At 58.2% G+C, this 26315-nt stretch carries 23 protein-coding genes; 7 read left to right on the top strand and 16 right to left on the bottom strand.

The genetic code is table 11. From position 1 onward, the window contains the following. Positions 1–7: 7 nt before the first annotated feature. The 3 genes from rdfA (at position 8) to JXQ78_RS11080 (ending at position 4019) form a co-directional block, all read left to right on the top strand. Positions 8–658 (top strand): rod-determining factor RdfA, encoded by a 651-nt coding sequence (rdfA, locus tag JXQ78_RS11090; protein WP_330630827.1) that lies wholly within the window; start codon positions 8–10, stop codon positions 656–658. A gap of 131 nt (positions 659–789) precedes the next feature. Next, positions 790–2745, top strand: a complete 1956-nt coding sequence (locus JXQ78_RS11085; protein WP_330630826.1) for an archaea-specific SMC-related protein — start codon at positions 790–792, stop codon at positions 2743–2745. 125 nt (positions 2746–2870) lie between these two features. Beyond that, a complete protein-coding gene (locus JXQ78_RS11080) occupies positions 2871–4019 on the top strand; it encodes a hypothetical protein (RefSeq protein ID WP_330630825.1) in 1149 nt (382 codons plus the stop codon). 1 nt (position 4020) lies between these two features. On the opposite strand, the gene solA is transcribed toward JXQ78_RS11080, so the two are convergent. Further along, positions 4021–5160 carry an N-methyl-L-tryptophan oxidase gene (gene solA, locus JXQ78_RS11075; RefSeq protein WP_407934048.1) on the bottom strand — a complete coding sequence of 380 codons (1140 nt, stop codon included), beginning with the start codon at positions 5158–5160 and terminating at the stop codon, positions 4021–4023. 114 nt (positions 5161–5274) lie between these two features. After that, entirely contained in the window at positions 5275–6294 is a 1020-nt protein-coding gene (locus tag JXQ78_RS11070; RefSeq protein ID WP_330630823.1) for an LLM class flavin-dependent oxidoreductase, read from the bottom strand. Between the two features lie 95 nt (positions 6295–6389). On the opposite strand from JXQ78_RS11070, the gene JXQ78_RS11065 reads away from it, so the two are divergent. Then, entirely contained in the window at positions 6390–7736 is a 1347-nt protein-coding gene (locus tag JXQ78_RS11065; protein WP_330630822.1) for an arylsulfotransferase family protein, read from the top strand. On the opposite strand, the gene JXQ78_RS11060 is transcribed toward JXQ78_RS11065, so the two are convergent. From JXQ78_RS11060 to JXQ78_RS11030, 7 genes are all read right to left on the bottom strand, one after another. Next, the gene (locus JXQ78_RS11060; RefSeq protein WP_330630821.1) at positions 7737–8687 is read right to left on the bottom strand and encodes an oxidoreductase; all 951 of its coding nucleotides are present in this window, start codon (positions 8685–8687) and stop codon (positions 7737–7739) included. A 55-nt stretch (positions 8688–8742) separates the two neighbouring features. Further along, complete coding sequence (locus tag JXQ78_RS11055) at positions 8743–8931, bottom strand: hypothetical protein (RefSeq protein ID WP_330630820.1); 189 nt, start codon at positions 8929–8931, stop codon at positions 8743–8745. A gap of 101 nt (positions 8932–9032) precedes the next feature. Continuing rightward, a complete protein-coding gene (pstB, locus tag JXQ78_RS11050; protein ID WP_330630819.1) occupies positions 9033–9863 on the bottom strand; it encodes a phosphate ABC transporter ATP-binding protein PstB in 831 nt (276 codons plus the stop codon). Next, positions 9863–11488 carry a phosphate ABC transporter permease PstA gene (gene pstA, locus JXQ78_RS11045; protein WP_330630818.1) on the bottom strand — a complete coding sequence of 542 codons (1626 nt, stop codon included), beginning with the start codon at positions 11486–11488 and terminating at the stop codon, positions 9863–9865. Before pstA ends, pstB begins: the two co-directional genes overlap by 1 nt. Then, positions 11488–12489: a phosphate ABC transporter permease subunit PstC gene (gene pstC, locus JXQ78_RS11040; RefSeq protein WP_330630817.1), complete on the bottom strand. Its 1002-nt coding sequence runs from the start codon at positions 12487–12489 to the stop codon at positions 11488–11490. Before pstC ends, pstA begins: the two co-directional genes overlap by 1 nt. Before the next feature lie 48 nt (positions 12490–12537). Further along, positions 12538–13584 (bottom strand): PstS family phosphate ABC transporter substrate-binding protein, encoded by a 1047-nt coding sequence (locus JXQ78_RS11035; protein ID WP_330630816.1) that lies wholly within the window; start codon positions 13582–13584, stop codon positions 12538–12540. A 227-nt stretch (positions 13585–13811) separates the two neighbouring features. Continuing rightward, complete coding sequence (locus JXQ78_RS11030; RefSeq protein WP_330630815.1) at positions 13812–14063, bottom strand: hypothetical protein; 252 nt, start codon at positions 14061–14063, stop codon at positions 13812–13814. Between the two features lie 154 nt (positions 14064–14217). Here JXQ78_RS11030 and JXQ78_RS11025 point away from each other — a divergent pair, with 154 nt between their 5' ends. From JXQ78_RS11025 to JXQ78_RS11015, 3 genes are all read left to right on the top strand, one after another. After that, on the top strand, positions 14218–14901 hold the full coding sequence (locus tag JXQ78_RS11025; RefSeq protein WP_330630814.1) for a helix-turn-helix domain-containing protein: 684 nt from the start codon (positions 14218–14220) through the stop codon (positions 14899–14901). Positions 14902–14992: 91 nt separating this feature from the next. Beyond that, positions 14993–15622, top strand: a complete 630-nt coding sequence (locus JXQ78_RS11020) for a LysE family translocator (protein WP_330630813.1) — start codon at positions 14993–14995, stop codon at positions 15620–15622. A gap of 209 nt (positions 15623–15831) precedes the next feature. Then, the gene (locus tag JXQ78_RS11015; RefSeq protein ID WP_330630812.1) at positions 15832–17508 is read left to right on the top strand and encodes an alkaline phosphatase D family protein; all 1677 of its coding nucleotides are present in this window, start codon (positions 15832–15834) and stop codon (positions 17506–17508) included. A gap of 5 nt (positions 17509–17513) precedes the next feature. Here the strand turns inward: JXQ78_RS11015 and JXQ78_RS11010 are convergent, their stop codons facing one another. The 7 genes from JXQ78_RS11010 to JXQ78_RS10980 form a co-directional block, all read right to left on the bottom strand. Beyond that, positions 17514–18938, bottom strand: coding sequence for a DHH family phosphoesterase (locus tag JXQ78_RS11010; protein WP_330630811.1), 1425 nt, complete (start codon positions 18936–18938; stop codon positions 17514–17516). Between the two features lie 51 nt (positions 18939–18989). Then, a complete protein-coding gene (locus JXQ78_RS11005) occupies positions 18990–19724 on the bottom strand; it encodes a uroporphyrinogen-III synthase (RefSeq protein ID WP_330630810.1) in 735 nt (244 codons plus the stop codon). Further along, positions 19721–20521, bottom strand: coding sequence for a uroporphyrinogen-III C-methyltransferase (gene cobA, locus JXQ78_RS11000; protein WP_330630809.1), 801 nt, complete (start codon positions 20519–20521; stop codon positions 19721–19723). Before cobA ends, JXQ78_RS11005 begins: the two co-directional genes overlap by 4 nt. Beyond that, positions 20518–21606, bottom strand: a complete 1089-nt coding sequence (hemC, locus tag JXQ78_RS10995) for a hydroxymethylbilane synthase (protein ID WP_330630808.1) — start codon at positions 21604–21606, stop codon at positions 20518–20520. The genes cobA and hemC overlap by 4 nt, the downstream gene beginning before the upstream one ends. A 210-nt stretch (positions 21607–21816) precedes the next feature. Next, positions 21817–23532: a GMC family oxidoreductase gene (locus JXQ78_RS10990; protein ID WP_330630807.1), complete on the bottom strand. Its 1716-nt coding sequence runs from the start codon at positions 23530–23532 to the stop codon at positions 21817–21819. Continuing rightward, positions 23532–24476, bottom strand: a complete 945-nt coding sequence (locus JXQ78_RS10985; protein WP_330630806.1) for a hypothetical protein — start codon at positions 24474–24476, stop codon at positions 23532–23534. The genes JXQ78_RS10990 and JXQ78_RS10985 overlap by 1 nt, the downstream gene beginning before the upstream one ends. A gap of 309 nt (positions 24477–24785) precedes the next feature. Then, positions 24786–26114: an outer membrane protein assembly factor BamB family protein gene (locus tag JXQ78_RS10980; protein ID WP_330630805.1), complete on the bottom strand. Its 1329-nt coding sequence runs from the start codon at positions 26112–26114 to the stop codon at positions 24786–24788. Between the last annotated feature and the right edge of the window lie 201 nt (positions 26115–26315).

The raw sequence follows: 26315 nt of genomic DNA, 5'->3' as shown, positions 1-26315 counted from the left end.
GTGTACTATGAACGACCACGGTGATCGCACCGATTCAGATACTCAGCGATCAGACAGGTCACACACCGCCAGCAAAGTTGGCCGTGTGCTCGTCGAGTACGATCTCGAGGGACTCGGAGAACGAATGGAAGCCAAATGGACGGGGGACGGCACAGAACGCCATAGTCTCCGCGAACTTGCTGACTGGCTGAACAAACAGCTCCTCGAAGTTGCAATGGACCGAGCTGGCCGACAGCCGATCGATGGCGAGGTGGATAACGTCTATCGGCTGCTCACCGGAGACGACGTGAGCAGTGGTGTTCGGACGCAGGCGCGAAAAGACCTCGAACACGATGGCGTTGCAATCGAAGCGCTCGAACGCGATTTCGTCTCCCATCAGGCGATTCACACCTATCTGACAAAATACCGGGGCGCACGACACTCCTCGCCGGAAACCGACGACAGCGACCGAATCGAGAGCGTCACACAGGCAATTCAGCGGCTCTCACACCGAACGCTTCGCGTGACCGAAGACAACCTCGCGACCCTCGAAAACACCGATCGACTCGACATCGGAACGTTTGACGTACTCGTAGACGTTACCGTCACCTGCCAGGACTGTGGCACCAGATACAACGTCGTCGATCTGCTCGAACGCGGTCACTGCGATTGTCAATAACAATAACTATATTCTGCGGGCGAGTGGCATGGCCGTTACGAACTTACAGCTGTAACCCCAGCGTCTATGATCTTCAAGAAACGATGACGAGTCTGAGGAGTTAAATAGAAGGACGTTCGAGAGGTATGTATATGGGTACATCGCAACTCGGGACAGAAAAGCTGCAACTCTCCGTCGAAAACATTGGCGGGATAGACAGCACGACCGTTGAGTTTTCACCGGGAGTAACCGCACTCGCTGGCAGAAACGCAACTAATCGGACATCTCTGCTCCAGGCGATCATGGCAGCGTTCGGAAGCGATCGGGTGTCGCTCAAGGGTGATGCAGACGCCGGTTCCGTCGAGATGCAGCTCGGCGAAGAGACGTATCGTCGAACGTTAGAGCGACGCAACGGGACAATCATCAGGGGTGGCGATCCGTATCTTGAATCGACGGAGCTCGCCGATCTGTTCGCCTTTTTGCTAGAATCGAACGAGGCGCGACAGGCCGTTGCTCGGGGTGATGATCTCCGAGAACTTATTATGCGACCCGTCGATACGAACGCGATACAGGCCGAGATCAAACAGCTCGAAGCCCGCCAGCGATCGGTTGAAGAGGAGCTTTCGAGCCTCGATTCGCTCGCAGACGAGTTGGTGTCGCTCGAAGAGCGACGCGCACAGCTCACCGATCAGATCGAAGCAAAGCAGGCGGCACTGACAGAAAAGGAGGCAGAACTTGAGGAGGCAGACACTGATGTCGAAGAGGGACGCGCCGACAAACGCGAGCTCGAAAGCGCGCTCGATGAGCTTCACGACGCGCGCGCATCGCTCGACGACGCCAGGTTTGAACTCGACACCCAGCGCGAGAGTCTCGACGCGCTTGACGAAGAGCGCGAGTCGATCGAAGCGGAGCTTGCAGAGCTGACCGGCGGCCCCGGCGGCGATATCGACGAAATCGACGCGGAGATCGACCGACTCAGAGAACGCCAGCGATCGATCGATGGGACCGTCAACGAGCTCCAGACGATCATCCAGTTCAACGAGGAGATGCTCGAAGGAACGAGCCCGGAGATCGCCCGATCGCTTCGTGGTGAGACGAGCGCAGACCCCGAGTCACTCACCGATCAGCTGATGGCTGATTCCGAGCAGGTGGTCTGCTGGACCTGCGGCAGTGAGGTCGAGAAGGCCGAAATTGAACAAACACTCGAGCGGTTACAGGAACTGCGGAGCGATCGGTTTGAGGAGCGAAACTCCCTGCGCGCGAACATTGACGAGCTTCAAGAAAAGCGCAACTCGCTGCAGACACACGAACGCGAGCGCGAGTCACTCGAATCCCGACTCGAGCAGATCGAACAGGAGCTCGACGAGCGCGAACAGCGCGTCGAAGCGCTCCAGGAGGACCGATCCGTGCTCGAAGCCGAGATTGAGGCGCTCGAAGCCGACGTCGAGGACCTCCAGGAAGAAGACTACAGCAATATCCTTGATCTCCATAAAGACGCCAACAAGATCGAGTTCGAGATCGGTCGCCTACAGACCCAGCGCGAATCGGTCGAATCCGAAATCGAATCGATCGAAGCCCGGATCGACGAGCGAGACAGCCTTCAAGAGGAGAAAGCAGAGATCGCCGACGAGCTGGCCGACCTGCGGACGAAAATCGAACAGATCGAACAGCAGGCTGTCGATCAGTTCAACGACCACATGGAGACTGTTCTCGATCTCCTGGAGTACGCCAATCTCGAACGGATCTGGATCGAACGGACCGAACACCAAGTTACCCGGGGGCGGCGGTCAGTCACCGAGCGCACGTTCGATCTCCACGTGATCCGATCGACCGACTCCGGTGTCGCCTACGAGGACACCGTTGACCACCTCTCAGAGAGCGAACGAGAGGTTACCGGACTCGTGTTCGCACTTGCGGGCTATCTCGTGCACGAGGTCCACGAGACGGTACCGGTGATGTTGTTGGACTCACTCGAAGCGATCGATTCGGATCGAATCGCCACGCTCGTCGAATACGTGGCCGAGCACGCCGAATTCCTCGTCGCAGCCCTGCTCCCGGAGGACGCCGCCGCAGTCGACCAGCAGTACGATCGAATTACCGAAATCTAAGCCCCTCACAAGAGAAGTATTTGTACAGGCTGTTTTCTCAGCAATGTGAGCCGTTCTGGTCGACGTGGATCGGTAGTCGAATCCGAATTCCTATTGTGACGCCGTTCATGGAGACTCCCAGAACCATGGACAACGCGAAAATCGACGGCCCTCTCCGGCTTTCACGCCGGGCATTGCTCGGAACAGTGGCCGGAGTGGTGGGCACAACTGGTGGGTGTCTCTCACTCGCCGGATACACTGATCCGTCGCCGATGGGGTTCGTTGCATCGTCGGCGTCGGTTGGCCACAGCCAGGATGCGGTCGTTGTCCGCACCGAAGCGGAGCTTCGGGACGCAGTCGGACAGGACGGAACCTCGGTGTGGCTGCCGGGGGAGCTTGAACTCGAGCTGAGCGGGCCGTTTCCGATCGCCATCGCTCCGAATGTGACGATCGCCAGTGACCGTGGACAGCAGAATCCGGGTGCAAAACTCTCCGTCTCGTCATATCCCGACACCGTTTTCGAGCACACCGAGGGCCACTGTCGGGTGAGTGGAGTGCGATTCAGGGGGCCAGAGCTCGACTTTTTTGATCCCCGTACGGCACAGGGCACCCCGGCAAGCTACTACACCCAGGCGTTCGATTTTAAGGGTGAACTGGCTGAAATCGATCACTGTGAGCTGGCGGGCTGGACGCACGCCGCCATCAGTGGAGGTGCAGCAGACGTTCCGACCACGACACGGGTCCACCATAACGCGATCCATCACAATCAGATGCAGACGCTTGGCTATGGCGTCAATCTCCGCAACGGCGAGGGACGAATCGAGTGGAACTATTTCGATTACAACCGCCACTCGGTTGCTGCGTTCGGGTCGGAAACGAACGGCTACGAAGCCCGCTACAACGTCGTCGGGCCCCATGCCGTCAGCCACGTTTTCGATATGCACAGCAAGGCCGACAATCTCGACGACTACAGTGGCAATCTGGCCGGGACGCATCTTCGAGTGCATCATAATGTGGTCGAACCCACGACCGTCCCAGGAGTTGGATTACGCGGCGTCTCAACAGAACAATCATTCGTTCGTAACAACTGGTTCCGGGCGGTGCCATCGCTCAGTTTCAGCGGGAAGGAGTCGATCATTTTTCAGAGTAAGGTCGATACGAACCAGCGGTTCGACGTTCGAGCAAACGAATACGGACCGCGTGCCACAGATCGCGGGCGCGACTGGCTCCGACAGCGCGCTGGAGCCAACACCAACACGCGGTCGTCCGTGCTGTCGTTAGCAGTGCAAGAGTGAATCAATCGAACCGATCGATGGCAAACGGATCGATCGGGTGCTCCGTTGCTCCGTCGAGCGCGAGCGAAGCGAGGATATCGCCAACGACGCTCGCGAATTTGAATCCATGGCCTGAAAATCCAGCACCCACGATCACTGATTCGTGATCAGGATGGATGTCGAGGAGGAAATCCTCATCGGGTGTGTTGGTGAACAGACACGTAGAGAGCCGCTGGGTGGGGCCGATTTCGGCCGATAGATACGAATCGGTGAATGACCGGAGGAGCGATTCGTCCGTTCGATCCGGCGTGTGATCCAGTGTTGATGGTACGCCCGTTTCCGAGCGGTGGTTGAATCGACCGAGTTTCACGCCGGGCGTCTCATGGATTGGAAAGCCGTAGTAGTGTCCCTCCGGCACGTCACAGACGAACACCGGAAACGCATTCGGTTGGTACTCACTGGGTGTGGCAGGCTGAAACCAACCCATCACCTGTCGTTCTGGCTCCAGCAGCCCGGAGAGCGACTCCAGCAACTGTCCCGTCCAGGCACCGGCGGTAACAACCATCGTTTCGGCGTGATACGTAGCCCGATCAGTTTCGACGCGAACACCGGACTCCGCTGCCGACCAGTATTCGACACGCTCTCTGGCCCGAATCGTGCCTCCAGCCGCGTGGGCACGCCCAACGTTCGCGATGATCGCCGCTTCACAACGGACGAAGCCGCCATCGGGTTGATACACCGCCCGGTGGTCGGGCGGGACGTCGTAGCCGGAAAATCGCCGGTTGAGTGCGCTGCCATCGAGCACTTCGTGTGGAATGTTGTGTTCTAAACAGGAGCGCTTCGAATCGGTGAATATACTCCCGTCTCGTGGCCCGATATCGAGGCTTCCAACCGCATGATACAGCCGTGTATCGATTGCAGATTCGATCTCATGCCAGCGCTCGATCGCTGCTTCGACGAGTGGAACATAGCTCAGATCCTCATACTGCGGTCGGCGAACGATGCGTGTGTTCCCGTGAGAGGAGCCGTTCGCGTGTGCGATGTCGTAGCGTTCGATTCCGATTACGTCAACACCCCGTTCGGCAAGCGCTGCGATCGTGGCACTGCCCATCCCGCCGACGCCGATCACAAGCACATCTGTCGTCTGATCAGCCATTTTTATGTCATTATTGACATGAGATGCATACCAGTTTCCATTACACCGTGTTGATTTCGAGACAGCACGATGTGTCCCGATCCATTCGCTTCGTGTGACTCTAGTGCTCCGTTTTCGCCCTTACAGTCCGACGCTCTCGGCAAGCAGTTCGTGTGAACGCAGTCCGATTTCATGTGTCGGTGTGATATGCTGGACCATCGCTTCCTCGACACCGACGCGATCTGTGAGTTGTTCGAGCAGTCCGGCGAGTGTCTCGGGACTGCCGGAGATAGCCCGTGGCCACTCGCCGTCATCAAGCGTTTCGGGCGTGGGGTCAGGAATACCCCCAAGTTCGTCGATCGCCGTTTCGATCGTGAGTTCACCACTGAGGTCACCGCGCTGCATCCGCTTATAGGAGGCCTCCGCTACGGCCCGGTATTTGGCTGCCTCCTCGTCGGTTGCACCACAAATGGCGTTGACGGCGATCATCCCTGCCGGCTCGTTGATTCCACCCGCGAGCGAGGAAGCCTCGAACGACTCCCGATATGCTTCAAACGCGGGTTCTGCAAACTGTGGGCGGATGAACGCTGCAAAACAGTACGGGAGTCCGAGCCTGCCGGCGATTTCGGCACTCGACGGGCTCGAGCCGAGTACCCACGGCACTGGCCGAGAATCGCCGGCCCGGGGGATCTGGAGCCCACTGTACGGATGGTCGTCCGGAAACTCGTCGTAAAGATGGGAGACGACCGATTCGATTTTTGCCTCGTGGTCCTGATCCGGATTCATGGCGTGGCGTTCGGTCCCCAGCGCACGATCGGCCGCCGGCGAGCCGTTTGCCCGGCCCAGTCCTGCGTCGATCCGGCCCGGTGCGAGCCCATCGAGCGCGCCGAACAGCTCGGCGACCTTATATGGACTGTAGTGATTGAGCAACACCGCACCAGAGCCAAGCCGAATCGAATCGGTCGCACCGGCAAGCCGACCGAGCAACACCTCCGGCGCACAGCCAGCAATGCGCGAAGTCATGCTGTGGTGTTCTGCCACCCAGATCCGCTCATATCCCAGCCGTTCGGCCTGCTGGGCCGTCTCGATCGTGTTCGCGTAGGCGTCGTTCGCCGTCCCATCGGCTGGCACGGGTGAAAGATCAACGATAGAGAGATCCATGGCTGGACTACGGTGAGGAGCCAGAAAACGATGCTCATCTGTCACTGTACGCGGCGTATCCCAACGCTATTGTCTCCTGTTGGTGAACGCAAGACATGTTTAGCCAGCGGACGTGGCGAATCGTGTTCACAACAGGGATCGTTCTCGTCTGTGGTTTTCTCATCGTGACGAACGCGGGTGCGAGTTCGTTCGTGGGATTGACCAAATCACAGGAACCAACTGCACAAACGCTTGCGCCGGGCGAGTCGGTTGCCCCACCCGCCGATGGCCCAACAGTCGTGAGTTCACACGACGACGGCGAGCTGTTGATCGTCGGGAAAAACGGGACCGTGACCTATCACAACACGACGTATGACGGCTACTGGGACGTCGATCCGGTCGACAACGACAGTGAGGAGTTGGTTTACACCGCGACCGAACGCTTCGATGACGACTCCTGTTCACCGACCGGAAGCCACTGCATCAAACAGCGGATCGAACGACTCAATCGCACCACTGGCAAGACGACGGTGCTGTACTCGCACGTTCAGCCCCGATATGAGGCCAGTGAATGGCACGATACGGATCGAATCAACGACACGCACTATCTCGTTGCCGACATGTATGCGGACTCGGTCTTTATGGTGAACGTCGAGACCGATCTGGTCGTCTGGGAGTGGAGCGCACAGGCTTCCTATCCCATTGATGAAGGTGGCAAATATCCGGACGACTGGGTTCATCTCAACGACGTTGAACGCCTCAACGATGGTCGGATCATGGTGAGTCTGCGCAATCAGGATCAGGTAGTGTTTATCGATCCATCGAGTGGCCGCCAATCGAACTGGACGCTCGGTGGTGAAGACGACCACGACGTTCTCTACGAACAGCACAATCCCGATTTCATATCCTCCGAGCGTGGCGGACCAGCGGTGGTAGTCGCCGATTCGGAGCAAAACCGACTCGTGGAGTATCAGCGCACGGACTCCAGTGGCTGGACGCAGTCGTGGATCTGGACCGATAGCACGCTCCAGTGGCCACGAGACGCAGACCGGCTCCCCAACGGCAACACGCTGGTGACAGACACCCGTGGTGGTCGCGTGCTCGAGGTCACACCCAACGGCTCGATTGGCTGGGAGTTTGCCGTCCAGGGCGGCTACGAGGCAGAGCGGCTCTCGACGGGCGATGAAAGTACGGGCGGACCGAGTGCAAAGAGCGCTGGGCTCACCAGCAGAACGGACACCACTGTGCCCGAGAGCGCCGGCCCAGTGGTTCGCGTTCGAACAACGATCGAGCAGCTGTTGCCGAACAAAGTGGTCAACGGCATCGCCAACTTTGGCCCCGGCTGGCTGCGGTTCGATGACCTGCTCGTTGGGCTCGTTGGCGGGCTTTTGCTCGCTTGCTGGTTGGCTGCCGAATGGCACTGGTCCAGCCTTTCGTTCCAATCGCCCATCCGGCGGGACTGATCACGTCTCGAGTCCGAAACTGACGCCCGTTTGTGCTTCCGAATGTGTCCAGAGCTGTCGCGCGAGTTCGGGGTCATACGAGCGCTCGCTCGAGACGACGTGTGTCGGGTTGCCCCAGAGTGCTTTGAAGCCGTCCGGACCGATGTACTGACCACCATCAACGGAGGAAGCGGTGGCCGCATACAGAGCCGGCAACGCGCCGTCGCTGGCCGGTTGTGCGAACAGTCCAACGATCGGTGCGCCGATCGCAGCCCTGAGCCAGGGAGTCTCCGTTTCGGTGTCGCCGGTGATGAGCCCGGATTCGGTGAGTCCTGGATGAGAAGCGACCCCAATCGTCGAGGATCCCACCGCACGAAGCCGACGGTCGAGTTCGTACGTGAACAACAAATTTGCCAGTTTGCTCCGTGCGTATGCCGCCTGTCGGTTGTACGCCGCCGGCCAGTCGCGTCCAGTGAAATCGATCCGTCCCTGTGCATGAGCGATGCTGCTCTGGGTGACGATCCGGCTCTCGCCGTCACTCTCGCGCAGGCGATCGAGTAACAGGCCAGAAAGCGCGAAGTGGCCCAGGTGGTTGACGCCAAACTGTCGTTCGAATCCGTCCGCCGTTGTCGAATATGGTGTCCACATGACGCCGGCGTTGTTGATGAGCACGTCGAGACGATCGAATGCCGAGAGAAACGAATTCGCAAACGATTCGATTGAGGAGCTGTCTGCCAGATCGAGTTCGCAAACCGTGAGTGAGGCGTCGGGTACCGACCGAGTGATTTCGTCTCTCGCGGTCGTCCCTCGGTCGAGACTCCGACACGCCATCACCACGTCACCCCCAGCACGTGCGAGTGCTTTCGTGATCTCAAAGCCGATACCGCTGTTCGCACCGGTGACGACGAACGTGCGATCCGACTGGTCAGGGATATCTGTTCCACTCCAGCCCTCCGGTGATGCTGAAAACATACAGCCCACTCAGGGACTCAGACTGATGAACAGTTGGGCGACAGTGACTGTGCGTTCAGTCCGTCGCAGCCCCGGCTGCCACCGTTTTCAGTATCTGTGGCAAGACAATCAGTTCAAACGCTGCGATTCCAAAAAAGATCAGCTGCATCGTTCCGTCGAGAAGTAGCCCGACGGAAGCGAGCAACAGGGCACTCATCACACCAATTCCGTAGTGAACTATCGGTCGTTCGAGTGGCGAGGACATACACGAATGTGGTGGCTCTGCGTGTTATTTTGTTTTCGTTTTTAGGCTGAGTGTCTGCCAGTCAGCAGTGACGACGTTCGCTACTCGATCGTCCACCACCATCATCCGAACTTGCCGGTGATGTAGTCTTCGACGCGGTCGTGTTCCGGATTTTCGAAGATGGTCTCCGTGTCGTCGTACTCTACGAGTTCGCCACCGGTGAGAAACACCGCTGTGCGATCGGAAATTCTGGCCGCCTGTTGCATGTTATGCGTGACGATCACGACCGTATACTCCTCGCTGAGTTCCGCGATGAGATCTTCGATCTTTGCGGTAGCGATCGGATCGAGCGCAGACGCCGGTTCGTCCATGAGCAACACGTCCGGATCGACCGCGATGGCACGGGCGATACACAGCCGTTGTTGCTGGCCTCCCGAGAGATCAAGCGCGCTTTTTTCGAGGGAGTCGCTGACCTCTTCGTACAGCGCCGCACGCTTGAGCGCCAGTTTCACCCGGGCGTCAATCTCCGAAGAGATTCCCTGAATCCGCAGCCCATACGCAACGTTGTCGTAGATGCTCTTGGGAAACGGATTGGGATGTTGAAACACCATGCCAATTCGCCGTCGAAGCGCAACCGGATCGACGCTCTCGTCGTAGACGTTCGTCCCCTTAAACGAGAGCGCTCCCGAAACGGCGGCGGCGTCGATGCGGTCGTTCATACGGTTGATACACCGCAAGAATGTCGATTTACCACAGCCCGACGGACCGATGATTGCCGTAATCTGCCTGTCAGGGATCTGGATATCGACCGACTCAAGCGCTGTCTCTGTGCCGTAGGTCACGGACAGATCGTGTGCTTCGATCGCTGGCCCGCGCGAGGCCTGCGTGGATTCGGTGTGTTCTGTCGTCTCAGCCGTCGATTGTACCGCTGGTGTGGATTCCTGGTTGATCATTATTGGGATCTCCGATCGAATCGATTTCGCACCACGATCGCTGCCGTGTTCATCAGTAACAACAACACCAGCAACACGACTGCCGCGGCGGGGACAATTCCGTGTCTGAATGCGGGATCGACGTTGCTCCGTGCGGCAAAAATCTGCAGTGGGAGGACAGTTGCACTGGAGAGGACGCCATCCGGCGGTGAGTATTTCGTCGTTGCGACGGCGATGATGACAAGCGGTGCTGTCTCGCCGATTGCTCTGGCGAGTGCCAGGATCGTTCCCGTGAGCATTCCCGGGATTGCTTCTGGCAACACGACAGTTCGAAGCGTTTGCCAGCGACTGGCTCCCATTCCAAACGCCGCTTCTCGCAACGAATCCGGCACCGATCGAAGCGCCTCCTGTGCAGAAACGACGACGATCGGAAGAATGAGCAAACCCAACGTTCCAGCCGCAGAGAGAACGATCCCGGTTGGAAACCCGAGCGCGTTCCGAAACAGCGCAAGGCCAAGCAGTCCATAGACGACCGATGGAACGCCAGCGAGATTCGAGATGTTCACCTCAAGGAGCGTCGCAAACCTGCCACTCCAGCCAGTCCTGGGAGCGTACTCTTCGAGATATAGCGCCCCACCGATGCCAATTGGGAACGCTAGCACGCCCATAACACCGACAGTAACGATCGAGCCCACAATCTGTGGGTAGACGCCGGCGCTACTCGCGTTCAGCCCGTGCCAGGACTCCAGCAAGAGTGTTGCGGTGAGATACCCATCAGGCCCATCGATTCCGAGTTGCCGTTCGACGGCGAGAAAGGCCGAAAGGCCACCGACGAGAACGAACGGACCAGCGGAGCCGATTCGACCAGCTGGGTCCGTCACACCGATCTCACCGATGACAACCGCAACAGGGATGACAAAGGCCGAGAGGACCACGACCCAGAACGACGGATCGATACCCAGACCGAGCGCGAGTGCCACGATGAGCAAGACCACACCGAGAGCGCTCAGTGCAGCGCGACGTGCGGTCTGTCGTGACCATCGCCGGCGTCCGAAAATCCACAGCCCGCACGCAACAGGCAGCGTGACGATACCAAAATACGCGATCCACTGGGCAGCGATCCCAACGATCGGACGAAGGAGATCGTACCCACCGTGTGCAACCGCCAGTCCGCCCACGGCGGCGAGTATGATTGTGAGTCCGGTCTGTGGCGTCCGCTTCGTTCGACGAACGATCAGCCAGAGAACGACCGGCAGATACCCACCGAACAACAAACAGAGAACCACGTCGTACGGACTCAGCGCATCAACGACGATGTACGTGCTGAGAGTGACTGTGAGCGCCCCACCAACGGCGCCAAATGCCTTCGTGTTCGCAGACCGAACGGCCGGTCGCCGTCGAGCGTACAGGGTAAACGCCGTGGTGGGCAAGACGAGCGTCCCCGCAAACAGCAGATACCACCGGATTGATGCCGTGAGTGGCCGAAAGGCGTCGAACGCGATGTAACCAAACAGAATACAAAGCGAGACGATTCCGAACAGCGTTGCACCGAGCAGGACCGCCTCAAACAGCGTGGCGTGGAGGCCCAAAAGCCGACCCCTTGAATCGACGCTGAGTGTCCGTTCAGTGTTGCCGTCGGCAGCCATCACTGATACACCTCTCGAAAGCGCCGGCGGACAAGTTCAGCAGCCACGTTCATCGAAAGCGTGATCAAAAACAGCGTCAGACCGAGTGCGAACATCGCCTCGTACGTGACACCTCCAAGCGAATCGGCACTGGCGATCTGAACCATCGCGCCGGTCATCGTCTGGCTGGATTCTGCGAGATTTCTGAAGACATTCGGGAAATACGGGAGCTGTGGGCTCATTCCCATCGCCATCGTGACCGCCATCGTCTCACCAATTGCCCGCGACAGCGCAAGCACGTAGGAGGCGACGATTCCGGACGTGGCCGCCGGGACGACGACTTTCGTCGAAACGTCGTACTTTGTCGACCCGAGTCCGTAGGCAGCCGCACGAAGCTCATCTGGAACCGATCGCAGCGCATCCTCGCTGATCGAGGAGACCATTGGAATGATCATGATTCCGACGACAATGCTTGCTGACAGGACATTGAACGTCTGCAGCGACGGAATCACCAGTGTGAACGCCGGCAAGGGATCCAGGCCCGGTGGGATGAGCCGAATCGACACGGGGAGTATCCCCTGAAACAGCGGCGTGATGTAGACGAGCGCCATGTAGCCGTAGATTACGGTCGGAACGCCAGCAAGAATTTCAAGCGCCGGTTTGAGAAAAGATCGTGTGCGTTCGCTTGCGTATTCGCTCAGATAGAGTGCGGCCGCGAGCCCCGTCGGCAGGGCAATCAGTGCCGAACAGACCGTCACGATGAGCGTCCCGCTCACGAGCGGCAACAGACCGTATTCACCGTCGATGATGGGGCTCCACTTCGTTCCAGTGAAAAACGAGAGCGGTGACACTGCAGACCAGAACGTCAGCGCCTCACCGAGCAGGGCAAGAACAATTCCGACGGTGACGAGAATCGTCAGGAATGCACTTCCAGCGATGGCCCAGGCGTAGAGTCGTTCGGTGCGGACGACGTGGTCGTTTCGTTGGAGCGATTCGCGAGCGGCATTCGATTCGGAGCTCATTTGAAAGGAAGATGGAATGTGTATCCTGTGCGCTCTCTGGCTAACTGGTCAGGCGCTCCACTCGTACTCGCCGTTGCTACCGGCCTCTAGATTCGAGAGGTTCTCATCTACCATCTCTTTCGTGCTTGGCACGTAGCCGATCTGTTCGGCGACGAAACTCTCGTCGGACTGGTTGATGTAGTAGCGGATGAACTCCTGGAGGTGGGTTTTTTCCTGGAGCTTCGATGCGTTGGCATAGAAAAAGAGTGGACGCGCCAGCGGGTAGTTGCCACTCTGTGCGCCTTCGAGACTCGGTTCGACGGGGTCGTCACCGCCATCACTGAGCGAGAGGGCCGTGACGCTATCGGGGTTGTTCGTGTAGTAGGCAAACGGAAGATACCCCATTGCGTGTTTGTTGCCCTCGACGCCCTGGGCGATGAGATCGTCTTCTTCTGTGCCTTCGAAATCGTCACGGATCTTTCCTTCCTCGCCGACCACCGCCTCGGTGAAGTAATCGAACGTTCCCGACGTTGTTGCTGCGCCGTAGAGATCGAACGGTTCGTCCGGCCACTCCTCGTTGATATCGGCCCACGTTTTTGGCGCACTATCAGGTGACCAGATCTTCTGGAGGGTTTCGATCGAGAGCGATTCGACCCAGTCGTTATCGTTGTTGACGACGACGGTCAGCGCATCCTGGGCGATGAAAAACTCGACCGGTTCGAAGCCGGACTCTCGACACTGCTCGACTTCCTCTTGTGCGATTGGCCGACTTGCGTTGTTGATGTCGCTGTCACCAGGGATGAAGACGTTTTCAAAGCCCCCTGAGCTTCCATCGCGTGTGAGATTGAACCCAACAGCATCGTTTTCCTTCTGGAACTGCCGGCTGATCTCCTGTGCAATCGGATAGACGGTGCTGCTGCCTGATATCCGAATCTCTCCGGAGAGATCGCCTGCGTCATTACCTGCTGTCCCGGACCCATCACCGTTTTCAGTGTCTCCACCGCTGTTTGAGTCCGCTGTACATCCAGCAAGTGTTAGTATTCCAGCAGTTCCGGACGCCACCAGGAACTCACGTCGCGATACCCCCGACGGCAGGCCCGCTCGATCGTGTGCCATCAGTTCAAACAGTGGGGATTACTACTATGAAGCTTGTTATGAGCAATATAGATTCGTCATAAGGTATCCAGAGCAGTACAGAGTGGTAGTTTTAATCAGTGATCTATATAGCACTCCTGATCGGACAGTACTCGCCAACGTTGCGGTTGTCTGTTCCTCCTGATTGCTATGATTTGGACACTGGACGCCGCTCACGGCTGTGGGGTTGAGCCAGTCATATCGCCACGTCATCGACGGCTGTGGCGGAATCCAAAGAGTGCGAGGGTGGTTCCGACGGCTGTCGTCACCAAACCGACGACCGTCCACGTCATCGACCGTTCGGTGATCGGTTCACAGTTCGAAACGCACAGAATTGGCTCGATCTGGACGATTCCGAGGCCTTGAACGATCCACAGGATCCCAAGAAATATGATACTAGTTCCGAGGATCGTCGTAATCGCCGCGAGCACTCGTCGGGGGGTGATCGATTGAATTGTCATCGAACGGAATACGGGCGACACCCTACTGGCAATTACGTCGGTCATGCACCCTATCTTTATGATTGCTGGGCTACTTCCGGAGGTGGATGATTGCAAAAAGTCAAAATCTCAACCGTTGGTCCAAAGCTGGTGACCAACCCCACTGGGGTAAGCAGTGACCGCGCTTCGATACATCACCATTATCCTCCGTCCTGAAGCATCCGTCCGATCGCAAGCGGATGGGCAGTTACGGAGAGATCCGCAGGATCTGCGAGAGATTCGGTTCGATGGAGAGCGCATAGCAAAACAGGTTGCGATCCAGTATCTCAACAGACTTACCGACGGGACGGTCGTTGGTGTTGCGCGGTTCCGGGGCGATTGCAGGCGGCTAGCAGAGATCGAAGCCGAGTGTTCACGTATCATTTCCAGTGCCGTGACTGGCGGTGAGTCGTGGCTGGCATTCGTCCAGTACGAACCCACAGCCCTCGAAGCTTCCGTGCTCGAACTCCTCGATGGTGAACCCGTAAGCATCAACTGGCCGATCGAAGAGACAGCCGACGGCCTTCGGGTCACGTTCGTGGGCGAGGAGTCAGCCCTCCAGGGGTTGATTGAGGGCTTTTCCGACGCGATTGTGCCCGTTCTCGAACGCACTGGAACGTATCAACCGGAGACTGTGGCTGGGACTCTCACCACCCGTCAGCACGAAATCCTCGACACGGCGATTGCTGCAGGATACTACGCAATTCCCCGTCAAACAACACAACGAGAGCTGGCGACCGAGCTGGGCATCTCACGAAGCACGGTTGGTGACCATCTCAGACGAGCAGAAGCGAAGATCATTCGATCGGTAGACCTGTGATAGCTCCACGCAGGGCGAGAGCGAACACGGCTGGCTGTGAATCTGCCGAACGGATCAAAGATGATATCCAAATGGCTTTCGATCAGTATCCATGCTCAATGTGAGTGTCTTGCTTGCGTTCATTCCGGCTGCATTCATGCTCATCATCTCACCGGGGCCGGATAGCATATTCACGCTAACTCGAGCCATCAGTGACGGCCGTTCGGCGGGAGTAATGGCCGCACTGGGCACTTCAACCGGGAGTATCATTCACACCACTGCGGCCGTTGTTGGCCTATCAGCACTCTTGCAACAATCGGCACTCGCATTCACCCTGGTCAAATTCGTGGGAGCAGGCTACCTGATTTACACTGGTGTCCAAACACTGCGAAGTGATGAGAAATTCGACCTAACACCAGAAAGCGACGGATACACACCCATCCAATCGTTTCGCAGTGCGCTGTTAATCAACGTCTTAAATCCGAAGGTGGCCCTGTTTTTCCTTGCCTTTCTCCCGCAGTTCGTTCGAACCGACGGAAACGTTCCCGTACAGTTTTTCACGCTGGGATTTATGTTTGCCGGGCTTGGATTCGTGTATCAGGCACTCCTGGCCATTTTCTCAGCGAATGCGAGACGAGTGATTACGAAAAACGAATTCGTGCAAACCACCCTGCGTGCTGTCAGTGGAAGCGTTCTTCTCGGATTCGGTGTGAAACTCGCTCTGGAGCGTCAGACAACGTGATCGGTATGTGAAACAAAGAGTTCGATAAAAACACTCCAATACAGGACGTGGCAAATGTCGCAGGGGGCCCCAACTATACACCATTTACCTTATATTTCGACACTCCACATCTGTAGTGGGTTATAGGCTGAACATATCAAAAATCTATAAAATGATGATGAACTCATCACCTTTTTTCAACTGGTCCGTCGAACCGTCGCCAGACAGATATGGAAAGTGATACTTCTGATGAAACTCTCGACAGGCGAACGCTTCTCTCCGGAACGACATCATTGTTGGCTGCAGGATCGATCGGCTCGATTCTGGCGGATCGTGGCGTTGCGACACCGACAGCAACCGAGCCAACTCAGCGTCCAGCGCCAGTTTCTGCAACAACCACGAGCGAGGAGCTCTTTCCACAATCGATCGCCAGCGGTGGGCCAACGCCGTCTGGGGTGCTCTGCTGGACGCGACTCGATCCGATACAGTACGCTGGCGGACCAGTGGCCCTCCAGATCGCACCAACGCCGTCGTTCGAGCGGTTGGTGTACGAACGATCGATTCCGGCCACGGAAATCGGACCAGCAACCGACCACACGATCACGGTCGACTGCACGGGCGCGCTCGCGTCGAACACGGAGTATGCCTACCGGTTCGTCGCCGACGGCGTGGCAAGCAACACCGGACGGTGTCGAACGTTACCGGCGACAGATGCCCAGATTGAGCGTCTCTCGTTTGCGGTCGCCACCTGTCAGGACTATCAGAACGGTTATTTCGGTGCGTTTAGCCACATCGCTGCAGAAGATGTGGACTTTCTGCTCCATCTGGGTGATTTCATCTACGAGGCTGCCGATGGCCGGTTTGCCGGTAGCGAGTTCGATGATCGAGAGCTTTCATTACCCAGCGGCAACGACGTGGCGCATACGCTTTCAGATTTTCGCTATCTCTACCGGCAGTACCGTTCAGATCGCCATCTCCAGCGGGCACTCGAACAGCACACCCTGATCGCCTGCTGGGACGACCACGAGATCGCCAACGACCGCTACTGGGACGACAGCACAGACAGTCCACGGCTGCCAGATCACCCACAGGGAATGCAGCCCGACGCCGCAACGCAGATCACGGCCGACGGAATCCAGGCCTGGATCGAAATGCTCCCAGTCCGTGTGACCTATGAGCCAAATCCCACGCATCCAGATCTTCAGAACGCGTTCCGACTACAACACACGCTCTCGTTCGGATCGCTCGTAACGCTCGTCCTTACTGACGAACGGCTGTATCGGGATCCGCCACCAGGAATTGGTGAGAGCGATACCCCGGGACGGTCGATGCTCGGGGACGACCAGCGGTCGTGGTTTCTGAATGCGATCGAGGAACACTCCACAACATGGACCGTCTGGGCCAACGAAGTGCTCTCGATGCCGTTAACGCTTGGGCCCACTGACATCGGATCAGTGCTGAACGGCGACGCCTGGGACGGCTATCAACACGAGCGCGATATTCTCACCAATGCGTTCGCAGACGTGGATAACCTGGTAACGCTCACAGGGGACATCCACACGGCAATGGCGGGCTATCAACAACGCGGTGACGACTTCTACGAAGACCGGACCCCCGTTGGTGTCGAGTTCGTCGCGCCCGCAATCACTTCGAAAAATCTCTCCGAGGTCGTTCCAACCCACGACGGGCTCACGACCAGCGACATCTCAGAACCAGCCGTGAAACTGGCGAATCCACACGTCGAATTTTTCGACTCATCGATCTGGGGCTACGCCGTCGTCGAATTCACACCCAACGGGTGTTCGTACACGGTTTACAGTGTCGATAAACACGCTTCTGAAGATCCTGCAAAAACTGAGCGCATCCATCTCCGGGTGCCGGCCGGAGACGTACAGATCGAGCGATAGGCCACTCACTCCAGCTGTTGGACGACGATCTCGTCGGCACATTCTATAAACGCATCGCGCTGGTCGGACGGAATTGTCGCTCCCGCCGCGATATCGTGTCCGCCACCGTCACCGCCGACCGCACGCGAGGCTTCGCCCATCACCGTCGAGAGATCGAGTCCCTGTGCCACCAGGCGAGTAGTTCCGCGGGCAGATACCTTGCTCTCGGTCGCAGTTTTCTTTGCAAAGCCGATTATCGGCCGATCGCGATCGATGTTTGCCGTGCCAAGCGCCATCCCGGCCACAATTCCGACGATCGTCTCGCGAATCTCCTCGCCAGCATCGAACCACTGCAGTCGCTCACAGCGTGTGACGCCGTTGTTCTGCACCCACTCGATGCCCGAGGAGAGATTCCGTCGGTGCGTAGCGAGCAGCGATTGGGCCCGATCAAGCGCACCATCCCGGTTGCCAAGACAGACAGCCAATCCGACATCAGCACGCTCGTATCTGGCCGTGGCATTGAGTAGCGTCGAAAACTCGCTTGCATCCCGCAACTCGGTGCCTTCGGGTTCAGTCACCAGCGTGTACGTGGTGCCGACGAGATCCTCGATGGCCTCGGGTGTGACTCCCCGTTCGAGAGCGTGCTGGACGAGTGCGCTGACGACGGTCTGTCGTTGGTCAGCCGATAGCTCAACCCACGTGCGCCACTCGCCGTCTGCCTTGAGATCGATCGATAGCGAATCGCAAAACTGCATGCTTCCGTGCCGATCGTTGGTGATTCCCGGAAGATGCACATCGTTCGAATACTGCAGCAGCTGTGGCAACGGACGGGTCTGGCGACCGAACAGGGAAAGATCGGGACGCTCCTCAAGGACGCCCGCCTCGATTCCCTCCTCGACGATCGTCGCGTTTACACCACCGAGCCCGTCATCCGTGGCTTGCATGTCGCCGACCGCACCGACGACTGCCAGCGCCGCCAGATCGCGGTTTCGGTCGCCACCGTCGAGCGCCTGTGCGAGCAGATACGCCACGCCCGCACCGGAGAGCGCGCTCGCCCCATCGATTCCCTCGAGCAACGGATTGCAGTGATAGGTTGTCGATCCTTCGGCGGGCTGGTGATGATCACAGATCACTGGTGTGAATGCGCCTGCGTTCTCGTGGTCGACGATTCGGTCAAGCTGGCCGCTGCCAAAATCCGTGAACAACACGGTGTCATAGCCCGTCTGGGCGATCGATGCTAGCGCTGCGTCGTCGAGTTGCTTTTCGAAGACGACCTCGAAGGGGATGTCGGCACGTTCGAGCGCCGTGGCCGCGATCGCTGCGCTCGTCAGTCCATCAGCATCGATGTGCGACGCGAGCAACACCGCCTCAGACGATCGAATCCGCTCGGCACACGACTGTGCTCGTGTGTTGAGCGCCGACAGTGATTCTGACCCAGTCACAGCAGTCATGCGCGATCTGTTCTGCCCCATCCGTGATAAAAGGTGACCGGATGCACGGCGTTATTCCTCGCTGGAAATCCGTGCGTAAACGGCCGCTGCGAGCGCCTCGAACGTCGCCGTCTCCGGGACGACCCCAACGTCGATTCCGAGCTCGGTGGCCGTCTCACGGGTGGGTTCGCCGATCGCGCCAACGACCGCATCGTTCAGTCCCTCGATCGCCGCAGTTCGTCGATCATCGTCAGTTGCTGTGGCCACGAAATGCTCGACCGTGAGCGAGGACGTGAACAACGCACCGTCGAGCGCACCAGCGGCGGCCAGTTCGACAGATCGGCCAGCTTCCGGCGGTCTGCAGAGTTCATACAGCACAGTTTCGTGGACGTACGCGCCGGCGTCGTTGAGTCCGTCGAGCAGCACCGGCGAGCCGTGATCGCTTCTGGCGACATCAATACGAACGCCGTCCACACGATCAGCAAGCGCCCCGACCAGCCCATCGGAGGAGAACGTTTCCGGAACGACAGCAACGGGGTAGCCCCGTTCGGAGAGGTGTGACGCGGTCCGATCGCCGATTGCGCTTATCGTCCCTGGTGGCGTCCAGTCGGCATCGTCCGCGATCTCCACACCAGTTCGGGAGGTGAACACGGTGTGATCTGCATCCACGCGCGGAGTTGCGCCCGTCGGGTTGATCGACAGCATCGGGTCCGCAACTGTTTCAGCGCCGAGGGAGTCAAGCGTCGATCTGGCTGATTCGAGGCGTTCGTCGTCGGGCCGAAAAACGGCGATAGATGGTGTTGTCATCGATCTTCCTCACCAATTGCTGTTGCAGGAGCGTCGCGAACCAGCCACTCTGCGACCGATTCTCGCGTCTTTGCAACCGGGCCGATAATCGTGATCGCTGGCGGCTCGATTCCTGCTCGATCGCGGGTTGCAACGGCAGTTGCAAGCGTTCCTGTGGCGATTCGTTCGTCGGACCAGGTGGCCCGCTCTATGAGCGCCAGGGGTGTTTCCGGATCCATATCGGCCCCAAGCAGTGCCCCAGTGTAGTCGCCGAGTTTGCCGACACCCATGAGCACGACGAGCGTGCCGCCGGTTGCCGCGAGCGCGTTCCAGTCGATCGCCGACTCCGCTTTGGTTGGATCCTCGTGTCCGGTGACAAACGTCACACTCGAGGCGTGTTCGCGGTGGGTGAGCGGAATACCGAACACGCCGGGACCCCCAACAGCGGAGCTGACGCCCGGCACTACCGTGAATGGGATCTCGTTTTCCGCAAGATGGATGGCTTCCTCGCCGCCGCGGCCGAACACGAACGGATCGCCGCCTTTCAGCCGGACAACATCTTTTCCCTCGCGTGCCAGTTCGACAAGGCGTTCGTTGGTGTACTCCTGGCGCGTCCGATCGCCACCGGCGCGTTTGCCGACATCTTCGGTTCGATCGTCGGGCAGTGACGACAGAATCGCTGGGCCTGGAAGTTTATCGTGAAGGATCACGTCGGCCGTTTCGAGCAATCGGTGCGCTTTGACCGTCAGAAGGTCGGGGTCGCCGGGGCCACTCCCGACGAGATACACCCGACCAACGGTATCGTCAGTTGTCGTCATTCCTGTCTGGATGGTGAGGTTGGTGTTTCTCTGGTGGCGCGTTCGATGAGCTCTGCGCCGCCCGCATCGCGCAGTTCGCTGGCGAACTCTCGTGCGTTCTCGAGATGGTTCACGACTGGAATATCCCGCGTCGCTTCGATTGTCTCGCTGCCGTCCTGGCTGAGCACGCGAACGACCGTGTTGACGTATTCGCCACGGAGACGAGCGAACACGCCGATTGGAGCGACACAGCCGCCACCGAGCGCTCCGAGTATGGTGCGCTCGACGCTCGCCGTCACGCGCGTTGGCGGATGATCGATAGATTGTCTGATCATTGATGCGTTCTCGGAAAGCGCCGTCACGGCAATCGTCCCCTGTGCGGGCGCGGGAACGAATGTCGTTGGATCAAGCGGCTGGGTCGGGACGTCGGGTGCCAGCCCCGAGCGTTCCAACCCAGCTGCAGCGAGCACGATGGCGTCGTATTCGGTGTCGACGGTTCGTTCGAGTGCCCGGCGTTCGATCTCAGCGAGCGAGTCAAACCAATCCTGGCTCTCGTCGTCGAGATCGATCTCGTCGTCATCATCATCCGCGGTCGAGAGCCGCCGTTCGTGTTCGCTCTGTAGCGACGGTGCCAGGAGTTTCTCGATCCGGGTGTCTACGTTGCCACGCAGTGGCGTTACCTCCAAGTCCGGTCGTTCGGCGAGCAGCTGGGCCTTCCGTCGGAGACTAGAGGTTCCAACCACGGCGTTTTGTGGCAGATCATCCAGCGTCCGCCCCTCAGGCGTGAGCAACATGTCGTTTGGCGACGCCCGTTCTGGCAGTCCAGCCACCACCAGTTCGGATGGCATCTCGGTTGGCATATCCTTCATCGAGTGGATTGCGCCATCGAGTTCGCCAGCCATCACCTTCTCGTCTAAGCTCCTGACGAACGCGCCGGTTCGACCAAGCCGGTGGATCAGCTCGTCCTGGATCTGGTCGCCACGGGTCTCAACCGTGACGAGCTCGACCGACCGGCGGCGATTTTCGAGGGCGGATTTGACCGTCGCCGCCTGCCGACGGGCAAGCGACGACCCCCGCGTCGCAAGCCGGATCGTGCGTTTGCTCATGTATACAGCCACTCCGACACCGTGCCTGAAAAGGGGTTCTATCGTGGTGGATGATGGGGGCTACGAGCGTTCCGATTCGGGGGATTGGCAGCTAATCAGGAGTGACCCTGTTTTCGATGCGTGTGGGGTCCACTGCCGGCCTCAATTGACGAGTGTTCCCGGAACTTCGAACGACTTCGGGGGACTCGCCTCGTTTCCGTAGCGTGGATATTAGAAATACCGCCGCTTGATCTCGTCTGCAGTGTGAAGCGCAAGCGCTTGGCCAGTGTTCGTTGGATTCACTCCACCGACACCGTTTGCCAGCGCACTGTGGTCGGCAACGAACAGCCGGTCAACGTCGAACGCCTCACAGGCGTTGTCGAGGACCTTCCCCATCGCCATCGTGGAATGAAGATGAATCCCCATCGGCGGTGCGTCGGATCGGTGGACGTGGTCTGCACCTGCTTCTCTGAGTATCCGTGCACCAATCTCCGCAAGGCGGTCTCGGCGTTTTCTATCGGCTTCGCTAGGAACGTAGTTGATCTGAGGGATCGGTCCGTGCTCATCAGTAATCCCAGGTGCAACCGTGATCCCATTGCTCTGCTTTGGACGGTCGTCCGTGAGGATAAACAGTGGAAGCATGCGGCGATAGTCCGAGAGCATCCGTTTGAGCCGTGTTCCGGCGATCCGTCCCATCGTGTCCCAGGGTGCAGCTGCGGAATCGTTCATAAACGCAAAGCCCGACCGGCTTGCGCCAAAGCCGATATACGTACCAAAACCGGGAGGGGATCCGGTCGGCTGAAGCATCCCGAGACCGGGGTAATCGAACCGACCACCACTGAACTGACCCATATACTGATCCACCGTTTTCGTTCCGATCCGTTGTTCGAGATCCCGTTCGGTCCACAGACCGATGACACCATCAAGGAGGTGGTGGGTGAGTCCCTTTCCAACCCATCCGTTGTCCGGAAGTCCAGTATTGAGCCACAGCCGTGGGGTCTCGATGGCACCAGCAGCAAGCACTACTACCTCGCCATGCACACGCTGGGTGTCACCGGACCACGTGTCACGAAACTCCACTCCTGTTGCGGTGGGCGTATCTCCCAGGGGTGTCTCCGTTAGCACATCGGTCACAAAGGCGTTCGGGCGTACCGTCACGTGGTTAGTCTTCAGCGCTGGAGGAACGAAGGCGACGTTGCTCGCGCGCTTTGCCTTCTCCTCAAATGGCGCATCGATCGGGTGGGGGTTGCCCACGACCTCTGCAAGTCCAAGCGTATCACCTGTTACGTCCGGATAGGTAAAATCGCCGCCGTACTCTTTCGAGACGTGGAGCTTCTCATCTGGCTCGGTGATGGCGTTTGGCTGTGGCCGGTAGCCAGGACTCGTAACGTTCTTTTCATCGATGAGATCCCAGCCCGCAGCTTCTGCCCCCCGGAAAAACAGCTCCTCTTTGGCAGTGATGGGTGCTGGCGAAACGTTCGTCATTTTCTCGATGCGCTGATAGTAAGGAATTAACTCCTCGTAGCTGAACGTGTCGGGCCAGTGTGGCTGTTCATCGATAGCAGCCGGATACGCCCGCGGGTAATTGCCCGCGTACATGAGCGATGTCCCACCGACGCCAGCCGCCTGGAGGACGATTCCATCTCCGGGATACTTCCGGGGCCAGCTCCCGCGTTCATGGTCGGCGGGACCCCACAGCAGCTTCTCGATCATCTCCATTTCGCGTTTGGTGAACTGTTCATCGAGGAGCGTGCCGCTGAGATCATCGATCGCTGACGAACGTTCACCCCCAGGCTCTTGGTGAGGGTTCGGCCACCGCTCGTTACCATGAAACGGACCAGCTTCCAGTAGTAACACGTCGAGACCGGCCGCACCCAGCCGCCATGCCACAACAGGACCGTCGGCCCCGGCACCAACGATCACCACATCGTACTGCTGCTGAACCATCAATCTGTCACCTTCTCGGTGTGCCCGCTTGCTTTGCTGCCGGCACGATCGGGATAGATTTCCTCGTAGCCGTCGGTGTTGTAGTCATTCTCTCGAAAGTGACCCGATTCGAACGTGAGTTCAACTGAACTGTCGACGCTCTCAATTTCCTTCCACCTGTCGCCGCTCCCAAGCGGACTGGATGGCGTTCCCCAGTAGCCACGAAGCGCGGCGTATCCGTCAGCAATCCCTGGATATCCGGTCTGTCGCCAGCTCTGAACGGCACTGGGATCATTCGTAAAGCCACGCTCACCGGGCGGTGCGGTGAAATCCTCGTATCCTTGCCACTCACCGTAGTACCCTTCGCCAGTGAATCCCACCACTAGCTGACCGATGATACCAGCATCACCTTCAACGAGCGGCCCAGGTAGCTCGTCAGTAGAAAACTGGATGGTATCCAGTATGTAAATTGCGCGCAGCCGATCTTGCCGTGAGAGCCGTGCGAACGGTCCCGCAAACAGTGCTTGACCCAGATCGAGTTGGAGCTCATCGGGCGCGAGCAAGTCGAGGGCTCGGGTTAGTTTAGGTGGCTGGCCGTTCGTACCGAGTGCAATGAGCTTCGTGGCTCCCAGATCGAGTACGGCCGCGACAATCTCTGCGAGCCGGAGGTTGCCGAGTCCACCAAGCTTTGGGAGACCAAATGAGACGAAGCTGTTCGTGAACGTGAGCAAAAAATCGTCGATGTTCACTGAAAGCCCACCAGGAACGTGCTCTTCACCAAGAGAATCCTCTAGAGACGGTGTTCGCGGCACGACTGCGTCAACAACTGCCCGAAATGTCACTCGGGTGTGGGGATCGGTCGTCGTTTCAGCGGCTCGAGCCGCTCTTGCCTGAGTCGGCAGTAAACGGCTCCCGCCAGCGATAGCCAACGCCTGTAACACGGATCGTCGCGATTTATTTTCCATATGCAATATATCAACCATCTATCTACGTATAAAAACTTCAATTAATGATAATATATTGATCTATTGGGATTCGACTTAGCAAGCTCGTCTTTGATTTTTCGAATAATACAAATCAATGAGATGAGCGATTATAAATGATTCTTGAGGAATACATTCAGTAGACGATGAAAGCATTCTAAGTGCGTGATGAATCCGAAAAAGGAGAATACAAACAATCGATGGCGCAGCTTGACGACCCACATAATCGCCAAGAACCGAAATTCATTCACGTCAGACAACACCCTCAGAGGAATAAAAGAGTATTGGCGATTACGGACGGTTGAGACAGCGCCACGCACCCACGCCAACGCCAGCGAGTGCGGAAAACAGACCGAACCCCGGACCGTTAGTGCTCGTTGTTGTACCCTCAGTGTCAGGAGCGTCTTTGGTGGCCGAAGACCGAGGAGGAGCGCTCTCAGTAGGGGTGTCGGTTTCAACTGTGAGGTCATCGGTTCCGTCGGGCTGTGATGGTTCCGTTGTGCCGGTGTCGTGTTGATCGGGGGTGCCTGGTTGGAGAGTCGATGTCGAACCGGTCTGTGTTTCAGAGCCCTTCATCACAATGAGGCGTTGATCCATGCCAACGTCTCTGAAGTACATGCGCCCGCCGGCGACGGCCCGTAACACAGTTCCTGCGGCTCTCCCGGGTCTGATTTTCTTACTCCACACGATCGATCCATCGGTCGGATCAAGTCCGACACTGCCAACGTATAACAGCTCTCCGACCCGGGCCATCCCGCTTTTTAGTACGTATTTTCCCGACCGGTTGTCCTCTGACGGTTGTGGAAGGGGTGTTCGCCAGCGTTCCTCGCCACTGGTCCGATCAAGTGCGACGACATCGTCCGTTTCGGCCCCGGTCTGGATGTACAACCGCTCCGCGTCGATGGTTTCGAGGCTCATTCGGGAATACTCGTACGATCGCTTCCACTGCTGTTCGCCAGTCGCCACATTGAGCGCGACAATCGATGGTCCACCCGTCTCCAGAAACAGCGTTCCATCGGATACCATGGCGATTGAAGCATCCACGTTGGAGAGCGCCTCCCAGACGACATCACCGCTGGTCGTATCACGTGCTCTGACACCTGATTTCTCTTCGATGATTACCAGCTCATCGGTAACGACCGGTGTGTGTCCCGGCTGTCCATCCCCATTGTTCGGCTGTGTACTCTCCCGCCTCCAGCGAACTGATCCATCAGCAGGATCGAGTGCGTACACGAATCGTCCCGTGTCACCGTCGAGATCCGGACCGGTCGTATAGATGGACCCATCAACCGCAGCCACATCAGAGAATCCAGCTCCTACCGGCGCGTCGATCCGCCACTCCTTTTCGCCACTGTCTGCGTCCACAGCGATCAGGGCAGCGTGCAGTGGATTGTCGTCGTCGAAAATACTCATCCGAACAGGAACAAACACAGTTCCATCCATCACAGTCGGACTCTTCGCATCAGAGACCGCCGCATCCCGAACGGAATCCGGATTCTCAGCGACGAATTCCCACTGTTTGCTCCCGTCTGCTGTGTCGTAGGCGGCCAGCGCATCGCCGGTTGCGTACACCGTTCCATCGACGACACAAACGGAGTCTCGCTCATGAAATCCGCCCATTGTGTCCGTCCACGCCGTCGTTATCTCCCCTGTTGGGCCGACGCTGGGAAATACGCAGTGGAAGCCGTGGTCCCTCGGGGATGTGTCCACTGCTCGTCCCCGATCGCATCCGATGTTGCTGCTACTGGTGCACTCATAGTGGAGAATCCGCCAACGGTTGCCACTGCAACAGCTGTGCCGCAAAGAAAAGATCGACGACCA

Origin of the sequence: Halocatena halophila (genome assembly GCA_027563145.1) — an archaeon.
Taxonomy (GTDB): domain Archaea; phylum Halobacteriota; class Halobacteria; order Halobacteriales; family Haloarculaceae; genus Halocatena; species Halocatena halophila.
Note: the sequence above shows the minus strand (reverse complement) of the source record. Positions and strands in the feature narration are given on the sequence as shown.